Below are 22,468 nucleotides of genomic sequence, written 5' to 3'. Positions count from 1 at the left end.
ACAATAAACAATTAGCACTTGCTAATTGTTTAAAACATTATTTATTTAAGGTTTGTTGTTATATTTCAAACATTCATTGGCCCATCACTTGCTGGAATTGTGTAGTATGGGTTAACAATTTGTTTAACAAATTTAGAAGCAGAAATTGAACCTTGACCATCAAATGGAATTAATTGAGTATTACCAATTTCTCTAACAAGAGCAACTGCTTGTTCATCAGTTAAACTATTAGTTTGGTAATCTAGTCAGAATTCGGCTGTAACTGTATTTAATGAGTCATAATTCGAAGTTTCTAAATCTGGGATTAATGTAAATTCTTTAGTATCTTTATCGTATGTATATTTTCCTAAGTAAGACCCTAAATTGTTTGCATCTTCAAGAGATAAAGTTGGTCATAATTCAACTGGAATTGAAATTCTATCTCCTTTTGTTTTTGTAAATTCAACAAATGCTAAAGCAGCTCTTACTAATTCAGGATAAGATTTTTCTAATTTTTCTTTATATTCATTGTCTGTTGCAACTAGTGCAAATATAAGGTGTAAATTAAGGGCGTTATTATATCCATCAAGACCCGAACCGATATTTTCATAGTCATAAGTTCAACCACTATATGTTAATGGTGTAATAGATGAGAAACCAGCAAAGAATTTATAAAGTTTGTCTGTTAAATCATCTTCACTTAATCTTTTTTGTTCATATTCAATTTGTAAACGACCTTTTTTGTCTAATCTTGTTCATGTATCAACTATTCCATTGTGAGCTTGGTTATAAACATCTAACATATTTGAATATCTTCATGGAATTCTGATTTGAACTTTTGTATTTGCAGAAAATCCTTTTTCTTCATAAACTCTATCTAATAAAGCAGTCATTTTCTCGCTTAATTGATCAAAAATAATTGATTGGAATTTTTTGTCATTTTCAACACCGAATGTTGAGTTATCTTTAACATTCATAAATTCAGTGTTTTCACCATTGATTTCGAATGTGTATCTTTCACCTGTAAGTGAGTTAACAACGAATGTTTGAGTAACTTCATCGTAGAAGTCCACTAAAGTGTTAGTTGTAGAACTACTAATTGCTGATGCATATGCAAATGAGTTATTTCATGGTCTAACTTCATTATTTGGATTAATTGTGTTTGAAACAGCATTTAAGTTAAGTGCTGAAAGTAAAATTGTTCTAAATTCCATTCCTGCACCTGTTGTAGATTGTTTTAACACTTCACCAACAGTTAAGTAATCTTTAGAAGCTCCATCACCTTCAATAACTGATTTAGAACTATTAAGTTCTTGAACACTATATCCATATAGAACATCAAAGAACACCGAATCACCATTCATATAAGCTAATCATGAATTATCATTACCAGGTAATGGCGCAAAGTTTCAGAAGTTTCTTCTTGCAATTTGATCTTTGTTTCCTGATTGAGCATAACTAAATCCAATTTCTGAAGCTGTTTTTTTAGCTTCACTATTTAACTCATTTGTTCTAATGTTTGGAGACATTCCACTAAGGAATTGGTTTGAAATTTTATCAATTCAAAGGTTTGGTTCATCAGCTGCTTGAGCATATTGTTCGGTGAAGGTTTTAATAGTTGAACTATTATTTACTCATTCTTGATCATGGTAATGAGTATTTACTTTGTAGTTTACTGCGCGAGAGTTAGCATTATATCCTGAAGTATAATATCTAGATGAGAATAAAGTATTATTAACACTTGTACCATATCAGAATAATCCTGATTCTCTAACAGCACCCTCAGGTAAATTAGCAATAGTTTCTCTAATTAATTCAGCATCAGCTTTTGATGATTGAACATAGAATAATTCTTTATTAGAAGCATTTTCTTTAATATATTCACTTGGAGCAGCTAAGAATGTTGAATCTGTTAAAAGTTTTGGTAAATATTCAGCAAATCTAGATTGAGAATTTGGGTCTAACATATTAAATGAGAAATATGTATTATGTTCAGCATCTTCACTTACAGATTTCATTGGATCGATTAAATCATCAAAAGAAATGTTAAATAATGTAAATAAGTATTTATTATTAAATCCTGTAGGTTTTTCAGCTGTAAAGGTAGATGGTGAACGATCAAATTGGTTAGAAATTAATTTATCTGTTTCAGTTGAACTACCATTTGAACGTCTAAATGTGGCGTCAGCATAAACTAAAGTTCTAAGTGCACTCATTCTAAAATCATCAGCAACAACTTTATATTTAGTTTCTTCACCATTTTTATCAACTCAATATTGGTTGGGTCTAATTCTAAAACTTAATTTTGTTGCTTTTTCTAGATCAGCTTGGAATTCTGCTGAGTTAACTGAACGAGGGTTTGAACTAATTCCTTTTACTACTGAAGATGTTCAACCTTTATTTGGATCTGTTTTATCTAATTTATCTTCTACTGAATCAACTTCATCACTGTCATATACTTTTTCAACTCCATCAACTGTTAAAATGATTTGGTCAGCTAGATCAAACGAAATCTTCTTAATTGATGGTCTTAAAACTGTAATAACTTCTTCAGTTTTTAAACCATTAACTGTAGTTACAGTTTTATATAAAGGTTTTCCAACATATTCATATTCAAAAAGTTTTCCATATGTTAACTCTGAGACTGTACCACTAAGAGTTCCTGAGACCATTGATGATTCAAATGGGTATGAACCTTCAGAATAAGTAGAGTTAAAGAATTGAGTATAAATTCCATTTTTTGCTGAACTTTGTAATTTCTCTTTTAAATTACTTGATAATGTATCTGTGACATTATCTGCTGGTAATTCGTTTGTTCAACCTTTATCGCCAACTTGCAATGTTCCTTCGACATTTTTATCAGTTAAAGTTGGTGTACTTGGTTTATTGGAACTTGGGTTTGAACAACTAGCCGAAAGAAAGGCTAATGGTCCTACTGCTATTGTAGCAGAAGTTAAAAGTAGTCTTTTTTTTATTTTTTTTCTCCTTAATTAAATTGTTATGAAAGTACACAATTATTGAAATAAAAAAGTTTTGCGAACTTTAACTTCGCAAAACTTTTGATACACAGGTTATAATATCATAAGAATTGTCGAAGTTATAGCACCAATGGTTAACCAAAGAATAAAAATCTTTTATGCTTTTTTATCAACTCTCTTGATTGCCATCAAGAGAGTTTCGGCCTTTATACCCTTTCTATAGTTTCTTAGCACGCCTGCTCCACTATATACTATTGCTAGAGGCTCCTCTATAACTCAATCACAGACACATTTAATAATTGTGTGTCTGTTGCAAATATTTTTTATTTTATTAAACAAATCAGACACAAAACTAAATTCAAATAAACTTATTTGAAAATTTAATCTTGTTAATAATCCGATTCATCATAAATTTCATAACGTAATTATTATAAATGATTTTTTTAATTTCAAAATTCTTTTTTTAGTATGTTTTTATCTATTTTATACCAGCAATTTTCATTTTTCTATTAAATATTTCAACATTAGAGTCCATTGAAAATTGAACTTGTATATCTTTCATAGCCGCAACTTTTTCTTTATTACCCAACACAAATTCTACATTAGCATCAGTTAAATATTTTTCATCTGAAAGAAGAAAATCGATTGTAAAGATATAACTTGAAAGATTAAGTCTATTTACTTTTTGCATTTCGTCTTTTAAACCATCAATAAAGTTTAAAACACTTACTTTTTTAAGTAAAACTTCATCTTTAATAAGTACTTCATTTGTTTTGAAGTAGTTGCTAATAAGCTCAGCACGAGCTTCAACAAGTTTGTAAATTAATGTTTTATCATTTTCACTAAGAGATCTATTATACACTGGATCAGCATTAGGATTTATGAAAGCTAAAGTCTCAACTCTGTTTTTATTATTATAAGAAAGTCCTAAATATGATTCATCTGAAGTAACAATATTTACTACAGGTGATTTTTTAAGAGCTTTTATTGATTCTTTAATTTTAACAATTTGAAATTCATTAACTTTACCAGCAACTATTTTAGCATTTTGATCAACCAAAGTGTATCCTTTAGGAATATTAACAAATCCAATTTTATCACCTTCACCCATTAGGAATTCTAATGAATAAATTTCTTGGTTATCGTAAATATATCTTAAAACAGTTGATAATTTCTCATTTTTTTCATTATTTTCTTCAGTTGGATTTGAAGGCGTTTCTTCAGGTGTAACTGGTTTTTCAGGATTGCTTTCAGGATTTTCACCGTTATTCTCTTCAGGATTTGAAGGTGTTTCAGGTTGTTCTACATTTAAGTCTGAATTTGTATTTTCATCAGTTGGATTTGAAGGTGTTTCTTCAGGTGTAACTGGTTTTTCAGGATTACTTCCAGGATTTTCACCATTATTTTCTTCAGGATTTGAAGGAGTTTCAGGTTTTTCAACATTTGAGTCTGAATTTGTATTTTCATCAGTTGGGTTTGATGGTGTTTCTTCAGGTGTAACTGGTTTTTCAGGATTACTTTCAGGATTTTCACCATTATTTTCTTCAGGGTTTGAAGGAGTTTCTGGTTTTTCAACATTTGAGTCTGAATTTGTATTTCCATCAGGATTTGATGGAGTTTCTTCAGGTTTAGATGGGTTTTCTGGTTTTTCTTCTTTACTATTGGTTGCACAAGAAGCTGACATAGCGAAAAGTGCTGTTGAAGATAAAACAGAACCAATTAATAATAATTTATTTCTAACTTTTTTCATTTTTTTCTCCTTAATTTATTTAATTAAATTTATTATTCTTTGCTCTAATACATGAATGCTATTTAAATCAGAAAAAGGTGTTATTTTTTTACTTCTATCACCAACAATAAAATCTAAATTTTGCTTTGTTAAATATCCAGGATCTTTTAACATAAAATCTATTGTGTAAATGAATTTAGAAACAAACAAAGGATATATAAAACTATCTTCATCTGCTAATTTATTCTTGAATTGATATGCTTCATATTTTTCATTTGGAATACTAACAGGTGATTTATACGCTAGATCAATAAGGTTCTTTCTCTCTTTTAGAAGTTCTTTATAAACATAAGACTGTTGATCGTCTAACTTGTTAATATAATTTACTTTTTCAGGAAGTGAATTTACAAAGTATTGAACATTAACATTTTGATTATTATTGTTTTTTTCCTTAGCATAAGTGATAACTCTATAACTGTTTCATACATCAACATTATTAGATTTATCATAAGTTATAGCGGGTGTGCTTTTTAATCCTTTTAATGTTTTGATAACAATAACTACATCTTCAGGTTCATTTGGTTTATTCGTTTCATTATTATCACCTTCAGGTTTAGTAGGATTTTCTGTGTTAGTTTCAGAATTTTCACCATTATTTACTTCAGGATTTGAAGGAGTTTCTTCAGGTCTAGTAGGAGTTTCTGTGTTAGTTTCAGAATTTTCACCATTATTTACTTCAGGATTTGAAGGAGTTTCTGGTTGTTCTACATTTGTGTCTGAATTTCCACTTTCTTCAGTTGGGTTTGAAGGTGTTTCTTCAGGTCTAGTAGGAGTTTCTGTGTTAGTTTCAAAATTTTCACCATTATTTACTTCAGGATTTGAAGGAGTTTCTGGTTGTTCTACATTTGTGTCTGAATTTCCACTTTCTTCAGTTGGGTTTGAAGGTGTTTCTTCAGGTGTAACTGGTTTTTCAGGGTTATTTTCAGAATTTTCACCATTATTTTCTTCTGGATTTGATGGTGTTTCAGGTTTTTCAGCATTTGAGTCTGAATTTGTATTTTCATCAGGATTTGATTGAGTTTCTTCAGGTATAGTAGGATTTTCTGTGTTAGTTTCAGAATTTTCACCATTATTTACTTCAGGGTTTGAAGGAGTTTCTGGTTGTTCTACATTTGTGTCTGAATTTCCACTTTCTTCAGTTGGATTTGATGGTGTTTCAGGTTTTTCAGCATTTGAGTCTGAATTTGTATTTTCATCAGGATTTGATGGAGTTTCTTCAGGTGTAGTAGGAGTTTCTGTGTTAGTTTCAGAATTTTCACCATTATTTTCTTCAGAGTTTGATGGTGTATTTGTCTCACTATCACTAGGCTGTTCGGGTTTGTTTTGGACATTATTATTAGTACATGAAGCAGCAATTGAAGTTAATGACAAAGTTGCCACTGGTATACTAAAAATACTAATTAATTTAATTTTTGACTTAATTTTCATTTTACCTCTCTTTTGTTATAAATAATAAAAAAGTTTTACGGCTATATTTCTCCGTAAAACTTATGAATATTTTAATTATATATTTCATATGTTTAACGAAGTTATAGCACCAATGGATCAACCAAAGAATAAAAATCTTTTATGCTTTTTTATCAACAACTCTAATTGCCACTAGAATTATTTCGGCCTCTATACCCTTTCGATAGTGTCTTTGCATGCCTGCTAGGCTATCTACTAATGTTAAAGGCTCCTCTATAACATCTTTAATTAATGGACTTATTATATACTATATTCAGATAAAGTAAAATAAAAATGAGAGAAAACTCTCAAATTTATTCATATTTTCCATTTTTTCAATTATCTAACTCTTCATTTGTTGCCAAAATGAAGTGATCATCGTTAACCTTTAATCATTCAGGTTGATTAGTTTCAGTATAATTATGAATGTTGATATCATACTGATATCCTAATAAACTACCTTTATCACCATGAATTGAAGGCACTGCTTCAAGAAGAGATTTAGTATATGGATGAAGCGGATTATTCATAATCTGACTAGTTTTACCAACTTCTAAAATTCTTCCTTTATTCATAACTGCAATTCTGTCTGAAATATATTCAACCATTCTTAAGTCATGAGCGATAAAAAGAATTGTTAAGTTATATTTATCTTTAAGATCATTAAAAATATTAACAACTTGTGCTTGAATTGAAACGTCAAGAGCAGAAATAGGTTCATCAGCAACAAGTAATTGTGGTCTAAGAACCACAGCTCTAGAAATTCCAATTCTTTGTTGTTGTCCACCAGAAAATTCTAATGGATAACGTGGTAAAACCGATTCGTCAAGACCAACAGATTTAAGAATTTCAACAACTAAAATTCTTTTACATTGATTTTCAGTTAATTTTGAAAGTTCTTCTCTTTGGGTTTTAAATTCTTTAAGAGTTTCAACAGCTTTTTCTAAGCCTTTAATATTAGAAATATCATTTAAGAAATCGATATAAAATGCATCAAAAGCAATATTTTCATTTGTAGCAATTTTATTGTTTAATTTATCTAAATATTCACCATAAAATTGTGAATATTTTTTTTCGTTAATTAAATCATAAACTTGCTTTTGAAATTCTTGATCTTTATTATATAAATATATTTCTTTAGAATTTTTTGTATTTGTAAGTCCTTCAGAAACCACACTTTCAACATTAATATGTGGATTTAAACTGTTAGCAGGATCTTGAAAAATCATTTGCACTTTATTTACCAAAAAGTTAACAACTTCATTATACTCTTTAAGTTTTTTACCGAATTTAAGTCCTCTAGTTAATTTATTAGGAATTTTTCTGCCTAATAATTTAATTTCACCAAAACTGTAAGGAACTAATCCTACAAGTGCTTTACCGATTGTACTTTTACCTGAACCAGATTCGCCAACTAAACCTAAAACTTCACCTTTATAAATATTTAAGTTTAAATCTACCACAGCTCTAAAAGCTTTTGACCCACGTCCATAAGTAATATCAACGTTTCTTAATGTAACTAACTCTTCTTGGTTTGAATTGTTTTTTAACATCTCTTCAACACCTTTAGTTTGTTGACGAGTTGTTGTATAAGTGATTAAACCAAATTTCTTTACTTTTTCTTCATAAACATTACTCATAATTATTTATCCTTTTTATTTAGATAATTAGTTCACATTTGTTGAATTAATTTTGGTGGTTGGTAACTTTCAGCACGTTCATCAAGTAAGGCTGATTTAACTCTATGTGTTTCAGATTTGTAATAAAATTTCGATTCTTCAATAAAGTCAATTCCTAAAGCATAATCATTTCTGACCGCAAAAGCTTCACCTACAATATTATTTAAGTTTGAAGGTACACTTCCACGAATTGTTGAAAGCCTTTTTTCTTTATTAATATCTGGCATACTCAAAATAAGTCCTCAAGTATATGGGTGTTGAGGATATTCTAAAATCTCTCTAGCTGTACCTTCTTCAATGATTTGACCTGCATACATAATAGAAATGTAGTCAGCCATTGAAGCAACAACACCAATATCGTGGGTAATAAAGACTATTGAAAGTTTAAGTTTATTTTGTAATTCTTTAATGATATCTAACACTAAAGCTTGAACGGTCGGATCAAGGGCGGTTGTAGGTTCATCCATAACTAAAATTTTAGGTTCAAGTGCAACTATAGCTGCTATAACAACTCTTTGAATCATTCCACCACTCATTTCGTGAGGGTAAAGTTTCATAACTGCCTCTGGATCATTAATTTTAGTCATTCTTAGAAATTCAACTGCACGTTGGTAAGCTTCTTTATGATTTTTTACTACCTTATTAAGTAGCATCCCTTCCATGATTTGCTCACCTACTTTCATAGTAGGATTTAATGTTGACATCGGGTTTTGAAATACAGCAGAAACAACTGTTCCACGATAATGTGAACGTTCTCATTGTTTTGGAGTGAATTTTTCAACATTATGATTGTAAAGTTTTACTTCACCAGAATCGATTACCGCATTATCACCAGTAAGACCATAAAGTAAACTTGTAATAACTGATTTACCTGAACCAGATTCACCAATAATTGCATGAACTTTCCCTTCATAAATTTTAAGGGAAGGTCCACGTAAAACTTTGTTTTTTTCTCCTGGACGAGCTGGATTAAGGAAAGAGAGATGAATATCTTTAATTTCAGCTGCTATTTTTAATTTTGTTCCATCTCTAAATTCTTGATACTCTGCTTGACTATAAAATTCTTCAAGATTAATATTTTTACTTTTCTTGAAGTTTTTTAAGTTTTTAACATTTAAATTATTTTTAAATTCTTTAATTTTATTAATTATTTTTTTATTCATAAAAACCTATCTTTGTCTTCTTAGAGCATCTTGAATATTTGAACCTATTAATTGAACACAGGTTGTGATTAAAATTAAGAATGAAGATGGAACAAAAACATATCTTAAATATGTAGGGAAAACTTTTTGTCCTTCAGAAATTAAGTTTCCTAAAGTAGGAACATCATCGATTGCTAAACCAATGAAAGCTAAACTAGTTTCAGAAAGAATAACTCCAGGGATTGAGAAAACAAGTTGAGTGATTAAAATAGGTAAAATAACAGGAATGTAATTTTTAAGTATTTTATAAGTAGGTGTACCAAGAACTTTAGATGCACTTACTCATTCAAAATATTTTGCTCTTTTAACTTGTGCTCTGATTTGGTTAGCCATTCCACTTCAGGATGTTAATGAAAGTGAAAATACAATAACTCAGAAACTTGGCGAAACAATAATTGTCATTAAAATAAGAATAATAATTGTAGGAACAACTGAAATAATTTTAATTATGAAGGTCATTATTTTGTCAAATAATTCAAATTGACCCATCATAATTCCAATTGTTAAACCAATAGCTACTTCTATAAAAGTACATACAATTGCAAGAGCAAGTGAATAACGAAGACCTCATCAAAGTCTGGCTCAATAATCTCTTCCGATATCGTCTGTTCCTAAAATATGGTAAATTCCGTGATCATCAGTTTGGTTAAAAATTAAGTTTTTAGCATCTGTGTATGAAGCATTTGGATCTTGAGTTGTAAATGGAATTATTAATGCTAATAAAATCATCATAAAGATAGTAATAACAGCAAAAATTCCACCAAAACCGTGTGCAAAACGGTAAATAAATTCTTTAAAAACTTTTGTTTGAGCACCAAGATGTAAATCATTATGGTAATCAAAAGTTTTACCAATTATTTTTCATGCTTGATATTCAAAAGGTTTAGTTATTGGATTAGGAGCAAGATCTTTGTTCATGGTATTAGTAGGACCAAGATCTTGACGATGTTTCATTTTTTCAAATCATTTATCAAATCTTTTATTTGACATAACTATTTACCTCTTCTTCTAATTCTTGGGTCAATAACTTCATAAAGAATATCACGGGTAGCATATGAAAGAATTGTAAGAATTGCAAACATAACAATTAAGAACAAAATAACATTATAGTCTTTAGTTTGAATAGCTTGTAATAAAGTAGCACCTGAACCAGAGATAAAGAAGATTTGTTCAATAAATATACTTCCGATAAATGAACCAAAAATAACAGCAGGGAAGAAAGTTGCAATTGGGAAAAGTGAAGGTTTAAGAGCGTGTTTTCATACAAAACGATTTTTACTTAAACCTTTTAAATAAGCAAATTTTGCATGCACTGAATTTAATTCACGATTTAATTCGGTTCTAATATACTTAATATAAACAATAATACTTCCAAGAGAAAGTGCAAATCCAGGTAGGATATACGTAATAAAATCTTTATCATTGAAAATGTATGGTAATCCAACAAGTCTACCTACAAAAACAAGAACTAAAGCAAAAATAATTGAAGGAACTGAAGAGAAAATTGAAACCAGAACTGTTGATACTCTATCGACAATACCATTAGGATTTTTTCCTACTCAAATTCCAATACTAATACCTATTACAACTGTTAAAAATACTGATCAAATTCCAACTAGGAATGATTTATAAAATCTTTCTCAAATAAAATCATTAATCTCTCTAGCTGGGAAAAGAGAAAGAGATACTCCAAAATTACCTTTGAATAAATTAGATAAATACATAAAGTAGCGTTGAATAATTGGTAGATTTAATCCATATTTAGCTTCAATAGCTTCTTTAGCTTCTTGATCTAATCCTGCTGTAATAGTATTTGAACCAGGAACTGCATTTATTAAAAAGAATGTAATAGAAACAACTATAACTCCAATAATGAAGAATTCAACGATGATTTTAATAAACTTAAACAAAATGTTTAATAATGGCGAGTCAATCGCTAGCAGTTTTTGTTTTAAAGTAAGTTCTTCAGTTCTTTTGTTTGTAAAGAAAACTAAATTTTGGTCAATTTTATTTCTTTTATTTTGTTTCATTTATTAACCATCCTTTCTTCTTGGTAATCCACTACGTGGTGGATTAGTATAATCGTAAGCGTATTGGAGTGCAAAACGGTAGAGTGAATCAACACCACCAACTTTAGTTATTTCTCAGTTTGTATCAACTTCCATAAGTGGAATAACTGGAGCTGCATCACGAACAATTTTTTCAACTGAACCGATAAATGTGTAAATTTGTGCTTGATCTCAACCTTCATTATTTTCTTCATCTGTTAAGTTTCCTGAGAAAAAGGCATTTAATCTAGAAGTATAATCTGATAAAGTTTCATTACTTCTTTGGAAGCTTAAATCAATAAATTTTCTTCAATAATCTGGAATTTGTTTTCCTGAAACTGATTGTTTAACTTGATTAAAGTTTAATCTATCTCTAGTGTCAGTAGTTAATTCAACTATTTTATCAATACCAAATTTATTAAAGACATATTCATTAAATGCTTTAGATATTTTTAGGCTTGTTAAACCTGAAATATCATTAAGATTAAGTTCATTTTTATTTAAGTTAATTGAAATGTATAAAATCAAATTAGATACATATTCACTTGTAAATAATTCTGAATCGTCAGAATATCTCTCTTTAAGAATTTGGACAATTTCATTTGTTTTAGCTTGAGCAAATTCTGTTAAAAGAAGTTTGTTTTTACTTCTTCCTGGTTTTTTTATTAATTCTAACATTTCCGAATTTGATTCGATTATTTCACGAATACGGTTGATATCTTTAGATAAGACTTCTGTTTTAGTTAACTTTTTACCATTTTCTGGGTTGACTAATTTTTCTAAAATTAAGTTAGAAATGTAATCAGCATAAATAAATGAACCAACTGGGTTATCTTTAAATGCAATATTTTTTTGTCCTAATGAATCGATTTCATCACGTTTGAAGAATGCACCTATGTAATCTGAAGGTCCATTACCACCAATTCTGTCATAGTTTTGGTAGATAATGTCATATTTACCAGTTTCAATAAAGCTTACAAAAGTATTTTCAGGTAAGCTTTTTAGTTCAATATTTATATAACCATTAAAAGCAGCATTTAATTTTTCTTTTAAAAATTGTCCAGCTTTTTTCTGTTCATCTGTTGAGTTATTCAAGAATGTTAATGAAATACTTTTTAACTCTGGATGTTTAGTCTTAAATCTTTCAAGATAATATCTTGCTGTTTCTAAATCATAAGCAATATCTTTACGCTCTGTTTTTTCGAAGTTAAATGCTTTTGAAAGATGAATTACATATTCATAATTTTGTAAATCAAAAGTTTTATTATTTTTTGTATTTGATGTTAAACCATTAAAGAACATTTCAAGGTTTTTACCATCAAAAGATTTATATTGTCCATATGCAGTTCAAGTATTAACCGGGAATGAGAAGTCTCATCCTACATATTTCAAGATATCTTCACGGTCAATAGCAAAGTAAATTGCATTACGTAAATCTTGATCTTGTACATAACCGTTTGTGTTTGTTTCATTATCTAAATTAAATCCATAAGCAATTGTTCCATAACCTTGGTTTTTGTTTAAGTATTGCTTAAATAATGGATCAGATCAATATCCAGTAATTTTATTAGCAGGAATGAAAGTCTGTGAAATTATTCCATCTTCAAAGAAAGTTGCATTAATGTTTTTATCTGTTGAAAACAGAATTTTGATTTTGTTTGAAATTGTATTTGAAGCATCAAAATAATCTTTATCTTTAACTAAATCAATGTATCCTTGTGGACCCAAAACAATATCATCAATTAAAAATGGTCCAGTAGTTAAAAATTTCTTAGGATCAGAACCGTATTTTTCAATTCCTTCACCATCAGTTTCAACATAAGCACGATTTATTGGGTAAAGATTCGAAAGAATTGTAAACAATAAATAGGAAAGATCAGGTGTTTTATTCTCATCAAAAATTGCTGTAAATCCAAATTGATTGTAACTTAAAGTCTTTATTTTACCTTCAATTTTTTCATTACTAAAATCAAATTTTTGATATGGATTAACATATTGATTTCTTACAAGTTGGATTTTAACTTCTTTATTATCTTTAGTTAATAAAGTAAAATCTTGAACTTCAGCATTTGGATCAAAATTTGAATTTAAGTGTAATGATCTAGTGATTTCTTCGTTGTTAAAATCTAAGAAATACTGTCCAGTATAAAATCCAAATTTCAATGCTGCTTGTCTAATTTTTTCAATTGCTTCTAGGTCAATTGGATTTCCGTTAGCATCACTAACTTGACTTTGTCATGGGATATCATTAGGATCTTGAATGTATCTTCCTAATTCAGAATTGTAAATGTATTTTCTACGACCTCATGGATTTTTATATGAAGTGTTAAATAATTTACTATATTCTCTTTGAGCAGCAAGAAATTCATCAGCAGCTCTAAAACTATATTTAACTATAGTATCTAATTTTTGTGAACCAGTATTTAAGTCCAAAATATATTCAAGATAATCTCTTAAATCGGTTGCACTAACATAATCACCGTTACTTCATTTATTTTTGTATTCATTAAGATTTCCGGTTATAGCCATATAGTTATTTTGGTTTTTTGGATTTCTAAATGCATACATTGAAGCACTCTTCTTAACATCAGAACCAATGGTTGGTGCACCTAAACCACCAACAATTGAGAAATTATCTACAGCATATCATTGACCAAGTACATTACCATACCCTTCTTCTGATTCAAGTTTAGAAGAAAGTTTAGTATAGTAATCATCGAAGTTTGATGATTGGTCAGCTTCAATAACATCCATCATTACAAAGTTGAATTGATTTGTTGGAATAACACTTTTAAGTTGAGCATTTGGTCCAGATTTTAAATATGAATCTACTAGTGATGGAAGTACTTTATCCATTGATTTATAACGGATATAGTTTAAATTATTAATTGGTTCAGTAGCTAAACCAAAATCATATTTTATGAATGAAGAATTTTTGGAAGTATCTATTCCATAAATTTCTTTTAGTTTTTCTAACTCAGTTTTTTTATTATCATTACATGAAACTAATACAGCAAGAGAACTCAATGCAGTAACACTTGAAATAGCTAGTAATGGTAATTTTCATTTGTTTAATTTTTTCATTTAAGTCCTCCTATATGTTAAATTGGTGATTTACAGAAATCACAACTTTTCCTGTTTTTTCTTTGTCTTTATTCAATTCATTTGTGATGTAAATTGGCGCTTGTGAAGAGTCTTTACCATTTTCGGATAAGCTTTTGATATCTCCAAGATTTAATTGAGATACTACTTCATTATTTTCATCAACAAATTCCATGTAATATGAGTGTTTTGGTAATAATAATGCATCTCTATATTTAGCCATAATTGCATAATCTGTGATTCATGAAGAATAACCTAAATCATGTAGAGTTACCTTTGAAGAAGCGTCATTTTGTTTTTGTAAATAGAAAATATTGTTTGTTGAATTAATATTTACATTAACATATTTAACTTCTTTAGTATTTACGTCAGTGAATTTAATTTTCTTAATTTTTTCAGCGTATTTATTTTCAATAAAACCATACATAGCAACTGCATCATAATCTTTATTTCTAAATACACCAGCGATATTTCTAGTTCCAACTCCATAGTTCATTAGCTGTGAAACAAAAAATGCTTTAGGTCTACTTGTAATTTTTTCACCATTAAAGTCTTTTAGTCTAATTGTTTCGTCAATAACCTCATTAAGATTTTCATCGTAAAGTTCCATTCCGATTTTTTCTTTTTGTCATCTGTCTTTGAAGAAACCATTTGATTTGCTTATAAAGTTACCAAAGTATGATGATTCTCTTGATTCTACACTAGACTTTTTTTGCCCACTGAAAATTTCAGGATTTTTAAAATCTTTAATAATTTCATCACGAACTGCTTGAGTTTTTTCAAATTTTTCACCGATTATATCAACCATTTTGAATGCATATTCATCTTTAAGATTATTTAATTCCTTATATTTAGGGTCTCTTAAATATGATTGTCCTTCATGTTCTTTTTCAAATTTAGCAATTTCTTCTTTAAGACGTTCTCATTCAGCTTTATATTCTAAATATTTTGCATTATATTCAGTAAAGATCTTGATTACTAATTCATTATTATAGTAATCATCAAGTTTTGAAGAAATAAGTGCATCATAAATTGCTCTATTAGTTTTAGCATGATCTAAAAGACGATCATTTCAAAAACTTAATTTAGTTGCATCCACAACATAATCAAGTCCAGTAGTAGCTTCATTAATTCCATTTAAGAAACTTGGTAAGTTTCCAAAATTATTTGTGTTTGTTATATAAGTTGTTTGTACATAATCACGAGTTAGTGTTTCGGCTAGTGAATAAATATAATCGGTAAATTTGTCATTCAATAAAGGTTCAATTCTTGTTGCATTATATTGAGTTACATCGACTGTTGGAGTCCCGTTGGTAAAACTAGTCATTACTACTGAATCATAAGTAATATTACCTACTCCCAGATCTTTGAAGAAAATATTGTTACCAATAAATGTGTATAAATCTCAAGTATCAGCATTAACTAAATATTTTGCATCTTCAGTTACTTTAGTAATGTAATCTGCAATAGCTTGTTGAAGAGTTTCTACATCAAATTTGTATTTAGTTTTTTCGTCAATTAATTCTTTACTTTCCACATAACCTTCAATAAATTGAGGTTCAAGAATTTCAATTCCATATTCTTTAGAAAAAATTGCTTCATGAGATATTAAATCTGTGGCAGGGTTGAAATCAACAACACTTAAGAATAAATTACTGTGTCTAAAACGATACATTAATTCATTTGCAATGTTTTGTTCACTACTTAAAATTGTTTCGATTTTTTGAGCATTATTTTCATTTTTTGTTGAAAGTAATCCATTTTTAAAAATGTCAAAGTCAAATTTCGTTTTTACATAATTAATATCTCAGTTATATGAAACACTTTTATCTTGGTTGATTACTTTAACAGCTTTTTTGTAATCTATTGAAGCAAAGGCAAATAATTCTTCAAGAGAGTTAAAAGTAAGTGCTTTTCTAGTTTTATTTTCAGTTTTATTATTTTTAACTTCTTTAAGATAACGTTTATTAAATGCCTCAAAAAGATTGTCAATAATTCCTGAGTATGCACGACTAAATGGATTTACCACAACATTTTGCAACTTGCTACTTTGATTATTAGCAAAAATATCTTCATAGTCAATTCCAGCAACTAAGTATCCATTAGAATCAACATAAGAAAGTAATTTTGATGAAACAAATGCGTTTGGATTATTAGTTAAAATCGATTTATCATTAAATCCAAAGTAGTTAGCTAAATTAGTTTGAAGAGAATAACTAAATTTACCATATGGTGTACGTTCAGCAAAATCTTTTAAATTATTTAAGATATTTGCATTTGCATCGTATGAACTTTTAAGAAATTCTGAATCTGAAGCATATGGAGTTGTGTATCTAGATTTTACTTTGTGTGTATTTCCTGAATTTTCTACAAATGCTAAACGAACTCCAACACCCGAAGATTCATGAATACTTCCTCATTGAGATGATTCTCTACTGCTTTTGAAAATATTCATAGCTTCTTCAAAAATATCTCCACTGAGTGCTAAATTATGATAAGTATTTCTTGTGATACCTTGATTAGTTTGTTCAAGGAAGTTTGTATTTGGGTCATATTCGTATGATTGATTTCTATAAACTAAGTTTCTTTTGTAAACTGGACTTGAAAATTCACCACTTAAAGTTCTGAGTGAAACTTCAGCTTTTCCACCAAGAGAAGTATTTGCATTATTTCATCCACTCTCATAGTACCTTGTATAAATTAATTGTTGGAAAATTTTAGTAATTTCTGCAACTAAAGCATTAACTTCAACAACTTCATCACTAGTTAATTCTTCATTCAATGGAACTGAAATAGCTGGTGTTTTATTAGAATTAAGTAAGTTTACTTTTGTAATAATTTTAGTTTTAGGATCATTATTCAATCATTCAACAACTTTAATTGAAATTGTGTTATTTTGTTCATCAACTTCAAGAACACTCTCAAGTGAATTACCCATACCATCAGTGATATATTTAGCAATATTTGAAGCTTTGACACTTCCCGCTTTAAAAATAGTATTACCATTCTCATCGATTTCTTTAACAAAAACTTTTGCTTCACCTTCGATATAAGGATTTAATGTACCAGAATCTGAGTCAAATGAGTTAGCAATAAATAAATCACCTAAACTAACGTTTCTTAATTCCGCAGCTTTTTTCAAGCCATCAAAAGTTTGTAAGAAACGTCTTTCAGGGTTATCTATTACGTTACCGACTTCATCATTTTGTTTGTTTGTTCCTCAAACATCTGCATAACTTTCAACAGCAACAGTTCCATCAGATTTAATGAATTTAAATCTTGTGAATTCACCTGTTTCACTAACTATACCAGAAGTGTTGATTCTATCAAAATCAAGGTTAGTTCTTGCGTATAAGTAATTTCTAAGTGCTATAGCTGAGTAATATGAAGAGTCTGAAGCACCTCCACGTGTTGAAAGACCACCAATTAAAACAGCATTATTAGGTGTGTCTCATGCTTGACCTTTTTCAAGAGTATAATGGTGTCCATATTCATGAGTTGCAACATATTTTAAGAAATCTGTTGAAATTCCTTCATAATTTGGAATTGAAGCTGATAAAAGTAATGGAAGACCAATTCTGTCTTGATCACTAAAACCTTTGTAAAGTCCATCTTCAATGTTGTATTCAAAATATCCTTTTTCATTTAATTTTCTTACAACATGTGGCCCACTTTTTTCTTTTAATAAGTGTGGATATTTTTTAACAATAACATTAAAAAGTCCTGCATAAGCTTCATTGTAAATTTGAAATTTTCTTGCCGCTAAACCTTTGATTGGATTTCCGTTTTCATCAACTAAAGTTGTGTCTTCTGAAGAAGCAGTCACAGCAATAGGGTTAATCGAACCATTATAACCAATTGCAGATTTAATTTGATCAAATTGTTCTCTTACACTTTGATCATTTTGAATATCATTGATATCAAAAATGATTCAGCGAGTTTCTCCATCACTTGAAACTAATTTAAAGTTAATTTTTTGTGCTGAATTATTACTATCTCTGTCAATTTTTATCTCTTCTAAAGTATAGTTTTGTATTCTGTTTTTAGAAACACTGTCTAAATTATTATAATCAGCAAATTCTTTTAAGGTATTAATAGCTTCAATCCTATTTCTAAAGAATTTAAGATTTGATACATTTTCAGATGGTGTATAAACAGTTAAAGTTTCTTTTTCAAACTCATGAACATCATAAAAATCATAAAAATGTTCAATTGTATTATTAACCGCATCTCTAAAAGTATTATAAGAAATTATATTTTTATCGTTTGAAACTCCAGGTTTAAGAGTATATTGATAGAATCTATTTTGATTATCAATGCTTTCATCTTCAAGAATTACATTTAATGCTTCAACTTTATCATTAACAACCGAAACATCTTTTACAGTCATTAGTTTAAAGTTATCTTTAGATATACTTGAAGCAGTTGAATCACTTTGTTTCAATCTATCTATCATATCATTGAACTGTTGATCAGAAATATTTGAGTCAATAACTATAAAATCACTTAATGATTTAACTTTATCTAAATCATTAGGTTTTGAGTTTTTAGAAGGCATTACTAAAAATTCTTTACCGATTAATCTTTCAGGAATAGTTACACCTAAATATGAAGAACTATTAATTAATCCTTCTCTTGCATTTTTAATTGAGGTCGCTAAAGGGATGTTTGATAAAAATTCATTTACTTTATCTAAAGATTCTGGGTTGCTAAAAGTTGAATAAGTTAATGAATCGTTTGCATTTCCAGAACCACTAAGTATTGAATAAATAGGCATCGAACCAAAGAATGCATCAGGGAAGAATTTAATCTCACTTGATTCTTTATGAAGTGTTGAGTGTGAACCAAGAGTAATTGCATTACCATTTTGTTCAACACCAGGAACAATTCTGAAAGAATCCAAAGTTAATAAATCAGGTCCTCATGAAACATTATCGATAAATCATTTAGTAAATTCAATGAATTGTTTTGGGTTTACCGCTAAAACATATTCATCATAAAAACTAAAACTTCCATATTTAACTTCTAATGTAAAACTTTCATTGTAAATTTGATAATAAATGTTGAAGAATTCATCAAAATTATATTTTTTATCAACATTTGATTCAAATCAAAATTCATTGTAATCTTCGCTAACTCCACCAATCACTTTTTCCTTGAGTGGGTCAAGTATTGCTAATTCAGGTTTTAATTCTCCATTAACTCTAAATGATGAATAATCGTTGATTAACTTATTCTTTGGTATGCTTGAATAAGTTCCGTTAACTTCATCAGAATTATTGGCGTAAATAAACATACCAGATATAGCAATTGCTGAACCAGAAATTAAAATTCCAAATGAGGTTAGAATTTTTTTCTTTAGTGAAATAGTTTTTCTTCTTTTACTCATATATTCCCTTCTTTTCTTAATGTTATTTAAGTATTTTATTTTAAATTATAGCAAAAAAACTATATATACAAAAAAATTTTTCAATGTTTAAAAATAAAAAAACGCTATTGCGTTTCTGGTGCCTAAGACAGGACTTGAACCTGCACGGATTTCTCCAGTGGATTTTGAGTCCACAGCGTCTACCATTCCACCACTTAGGCATTTGTATTATTATACACTAATAATTCGTTTTTATTCTTTGATGGTTTTTTTCGTTTTTAATTTCATATCATTTAACTATTTCATCCTCTTCTAAACCATAAAGTTTTGCAAGACCTAAAACTAATTCAAATATAATATATATTTTTTCCTTATCTAACTGTTTTGTAGCATCAGAAATAGCATTAAAAGTTGCTATTAATTGTTCATTTATATCGTCACTAATAACTCTTGGGTTAATTGATGTTTGTAAGTTATAATCATTACCAAACGAAACTAAAAAATGTATTAAATCTGCAAATTCCTCATAAATGAAATCTATGTTTAAATTTCTTGTTTTCTTTCAATATTTAAATGTTTCAATTTCGTTAGCAAACTCACCTAGTTCAACATGCAAAGCAATTAATTTTCTTTTTTCAAGATCAACTTTACTAAAATTAGGGTTTAATTCAAAAGCTTTTAAAGTTAACTTTTTGTCTAATTCTAATTGCTTATTAAATATATCGCTAAAATTCATGAACTAATTATACACAAAATAAACAAAGTATGAACAAGTTAAATATAAGTCGTTTTTATGGGCGCTAATGCTGAAGCTTGGAATTCAAATCCATTATCAAAAGTTATTGATAAAAATGGAAATGGATAATTCTTAATTATTTCATTCAGCACCTTGTTTATCTCAAATCAAAATTTGCTAGTGACCTTTTTTATAATGGTAAAACGTGTTTTTCTCTCTGTTAAAGTTAGTAAGTTGTGATACCCTTTTCCCTTTCTTCTTAATTATTTCATTCAGCACCTTGTTTATCTCAAATCAAAATTTGCTAGTGACCTTTTTTATAATGGTAAAACGTGTTTTTCTCTCTGTTAAAGTTAGTAAGTTGTGATACCCTTTTCCCTTTCTTCCAATAACTAAGTCAATTTCTCAATGACCCCATTTTTCTCTAGTTTCTATACTTTTAGGCCGCATAGGTATAGGGAAAACAAACTTGTTACCATGCGTTAATCTAATCTTATAATCAGTCTTTCTTTTACCATTCTTAACATACCCTTTTCTTAAACGGTTTTCATTTTCAGGACTCAAATATTTAATTTAATTCACTTATAAATAGTTCTAATAGAATAACTTTTTTTACCTGTTTTTTCCTGATAAAGTTTAAGAGTAGCTTCAACCCCATGATAATTTTTTTCATAGTGTGCTGCAAAGAAATCATTAAATTCTTTGTCTGCAAAAGCATTATGATTCCTTTAATAGCATTTTCTAATTTTAGTTTTTTTATTAGCGTATGTAGCATCATATTCTACATAGATATTTGAATTTCGTTTAACTTCTCTAGAGATTGTACTTACAGATCTTTTTAACATTTCTGCAATTTCTTTTAATGTTTTGTAACTGTAGTTGATTTGGATAATTAATCTCTATTCTGATTTTAATTGTGTATAATTCATATGACCTCATTTCAAATTTAAGGGTTAAAAGAGAAACGTGAGTTTAGTTTAGTTAGTTTCTCTTTTTTATTTTAAACTAATTTAAACTAAAAAGCACAAACACAAATATGTTTGCACTTGAAAGTATAATTGAAGAAATATCGCATTATAATTTACGATATTTTTGATATTGCTTATTTTTTCAATTTGTTCTTGAGTAAACTTATGCATCCAGAAAACATATCGGTCATCTCTTCGACTTTTGAAGTATTAAAGTTTAAGACCTGGTTGAAGTTGTAACAATAAGAAAACATCTCGGACATATTTGTGACGTTTGAGGTATCAAAGTTCAAGGGTTGGTTAAAGTTTTGACAACCGAAAAACATATTAGACATATCTATAACTTTTGAAGTATCAAAGTTTATAGGTTTATTGAAGTTGCAACATTCATAAAACATAAAGGACATGTTTGTAACGTTTGAGGTATCGAAGTTTATGAACTGGTTAAAATTGTGGCAATAAGAAAACATCAAAGACATGTCTATAACGTTTGAGGTATTAAAGTTTATGAACTGGTTAAAATTGTGGCAATAAGAAAATATTGAACTAATATTTGTAGCGTTTGAGGTATCGAAGTTTAAGGCTTGGTTGAAGTTGTAACATCCAAAAAACATAAAGGACATGTCTGTAGCGTTTGAGGTATTAAAGTTTAATGGTTGGTTGAAGTTATGACAATCATAAAACATTGAAGACATGTTTGCGACGTTTGAGGTATTAAAGTTTAATGGTTGGTTGAAGTTATGACAATCATAAAACATTGAAGACATGTTTGCGACGTTTGAGGTATTAAAGTTTAATGGTTGGTTGAAGTTATGACAACCATAAAACATGGAAGACATATTTGTAACGTTTGAGGTATTAAAGTTTAATGGTTGGTTGAAGTTACGACATTCACAAAACATAAAGGACATGTCTGTAACGTTTGAGGTATCAAAGTTTAATGGTTGATTAAAGTTATGACAACTATCAAACATAAAGGACATGTTTGTAACGTTGGAGGTATTTCATTTTTCTATTCCATTATAATTCTTTCGTTTGATATTTAGGAACAATTTAGACATATCTGTAATTAGCTCGGTATTGATTTCACCTAAGCAAATTTCTTCATTTTTAATTAATTCTCTTAATTCTTCCTTAGTTGTTGGCTTAAATTGCATATTTTCTCCTTTTTTA

At 28.6% G+C, this 22,468-nt stretch carries 11 protein-coding genes, 1 tRNA gene, 2 pseudogenes and 2 riboswitches; all 14 genes and pseudogenes read right to left on the bottom strand.

Features of this window, described 5'->3' with window-relative positions; genetic code table 4:
- Nucleotides 1-41: 41 nt before the first annotated feature.
- Nucleotides 42-2,954 carry an OppA family ABC transporter substrate-binding lipoprotein gene (locus FRW55_RS00885; RefSeq protein ID WP_419673238.1) on the bottom strand — a complete coding sequence of 971 codons (2,913 nt, stop codon included), beginning with the start codon at nucleotides 2,952-2,954 and terminating at the stop codon, nucleotides 42-44.
- Nucleotides 2,955-3,071: 117 nt separating this feature from the next.
- A riboswitch (Lysine riboswitch) is annotated at nucleotides 3,072-3,237 on the bottom strand.
- A gap of 198 nt (nucleotides 3,238-3,435) precedes the next feature.
- Nucleotides 3,436-4,707 (bottom strand): hypothetical protein, encoded by a 1,272-nt coding sequence (locus FRW55_RS00880; RefSeq protein WP_146368342.1) that lies wholly within the window; start codon nucleotides 4,705-4,707, stop codon nucleotides 3,436-3,438.
- A 15-nt stretch (nucleotides 4,708-4,722) separates the two neighbouring features.
- The gene (locus FRW55_RS00875; RefSeq protein WP_146368341.1) at nucleotides 4,723-6,174 is read right to left on the bottom strand and encodes a Vmc-like lipoprotein signal peptide domain-containing protein; all 1,452 of its coding nucleotides are present in this window, start codon (nucleotides 6,172-6,174) and stop codon (nucleotides 4,723-4,725) included.
- Nucleotides 6,175-6,270: 96 nt separating this feature from the next.
- Nucleotides 6,271-6,437, bottom strand: a riboswitch (Lysine riboswitch).
- Nucleotides 6,438-6,506: 69 nt separating this feature from the next.
- Complete coding sequence (locus FRW55_RS00870) at nucleotides 6,507-7,832, bottom strand: ABC transporter ATP-binding protein (RefSeq protein WP_146368340.1); 1,326 nt, start codon at nucleotides 7,830-7,832, stop codon at nucleotides 6,507-6,509.
- Nucleotides 7,833-7,834: 2 nt separating this feature from the next.
- A complete protein-coding gene (locus FRW55_RS00865) occupies nucleotides 7,835-9,034 on the bottom strand; it encodes an ABC transporter ATP-binding protein (RefSeq protein WP_146368339.1) in 1,200 nt (399 codons plus the stop codon).
- Between the two features lie 6 nt (nucleotides 9,035-9,040).
- The gene (locus FRW55_RS00860; RefSeq protein WP_146368338.1) at nucleotides 9,041-10,063 is read right to left on the bottom strand and encodes an ABC transporter permease; all 1,023 of its coding nucleotides are present in this window, start codon (nucleotides 10,061-10,063) and stop codon (nucleotides 9,041-9,043) included.
- A gap of 2 nt (nucleotides 10,064-10,065) precedes the next feature.
- Nucleotides 10,066-11,103, bottom strand: coding sequence for an ABC transporter permease (locus FRW55_RS00855; RefSeq protein WP_146368337.1), 1,038 nt, complete (start codon nucleotides 11,101-11,103; stop codon nucleotides 10,066-10,068).
- A gap of 3 nt (nucleotides 11,104-11,106) precedes the next feature.
- Nucleotides 11,107-14,205 (bottom strand): ABC transporter substrate-binding protein, encoded by a 3,099-nt coding sequence (locus FRW55_RS00850; protein WP_146368336.1) that lies wholly within the window; start codon nucleotides 14,203-14,205, stop codon nucleotides 11,107-11,109.
- Nucleotides 14,206-14,215: 10 nt separating this feature from the next.
- On the bottom strand, nucleotides 14,216-19,612 hold the full coding sequence (locus FRW55_RS00845; RefSeq protein WP_146368335.1) for a PDxFFG protein: 5,397 nt from the start codon (nucleotides 19,610-19,612) through the stop codon (nucleotides 14,216-14,218).
- 116 nt (nucleotides 19,613-19,728) lie between these two features.
- Nucleotides 19,729-19,812 (bottom strand) — tRNA-Leu (locus FRW55_RS00840).
- Between the two features lie 17 nt (nucleotides 19,813-19,829).
- On the bottom strand, nucleotides 19,830-20,327 hold the full coding sequence (locus FRW55_RS00835) for a dUTP diphosphatase (protein WP_146368334.1): 498 nt from the start codon (nucleotides 20,325-20,327) through the stop codon (nucleotides 19,830-19,832).
- A gap of 39 nt (nucleotides 20,328-20,366) precedes the next feature.
- Nucleotides 20,367-20,584 (bottom strand): annotated as a pseudogene (locus tag FRW55_RS04270) (IS30 family transposase); the annotation flags it as partial.
- A 1-nt stretch (nucleotide 20,585) separates the two neighbouring features.
- Nucleotides 20,586-21,223, bottom strand: a pseudogene (locus FRW55_RS04265) (IS30 family transposase); the annotation flags it as partial.
- A gap of 206 nt (nucleotides 21,224-21,429) precedes the next feature.
- A complete protein-coding gene (locus tag FRW55_RS00820; protein WP_146368331.1) occupies nucleotides 21,430-22,452 on the bottom strand; it encodes a BspA family leucine-rich repeat surface protein in 1,023 nt (340 codons plus the stop codon).
- Nucleotides 22,453-22,468: the final 16 nt, after the last annotated feature.

This window comes from Mycoplasma anserisalpingitidis (assembly GCF_007859615.1).
Lineage (GTDB): Bacteria > Bacillota_I > Bacilli_A > Mycoplasmatales > Metamycoplasmataceae > Mycoplasmopsis > Mycoplasmopsis anserisalpingitidis.
The sequence above is the reverse complement of the archived record's forward strand: the minus strand, read 5'-3'. Positions and strand labels throughout refer to the sequence as shown.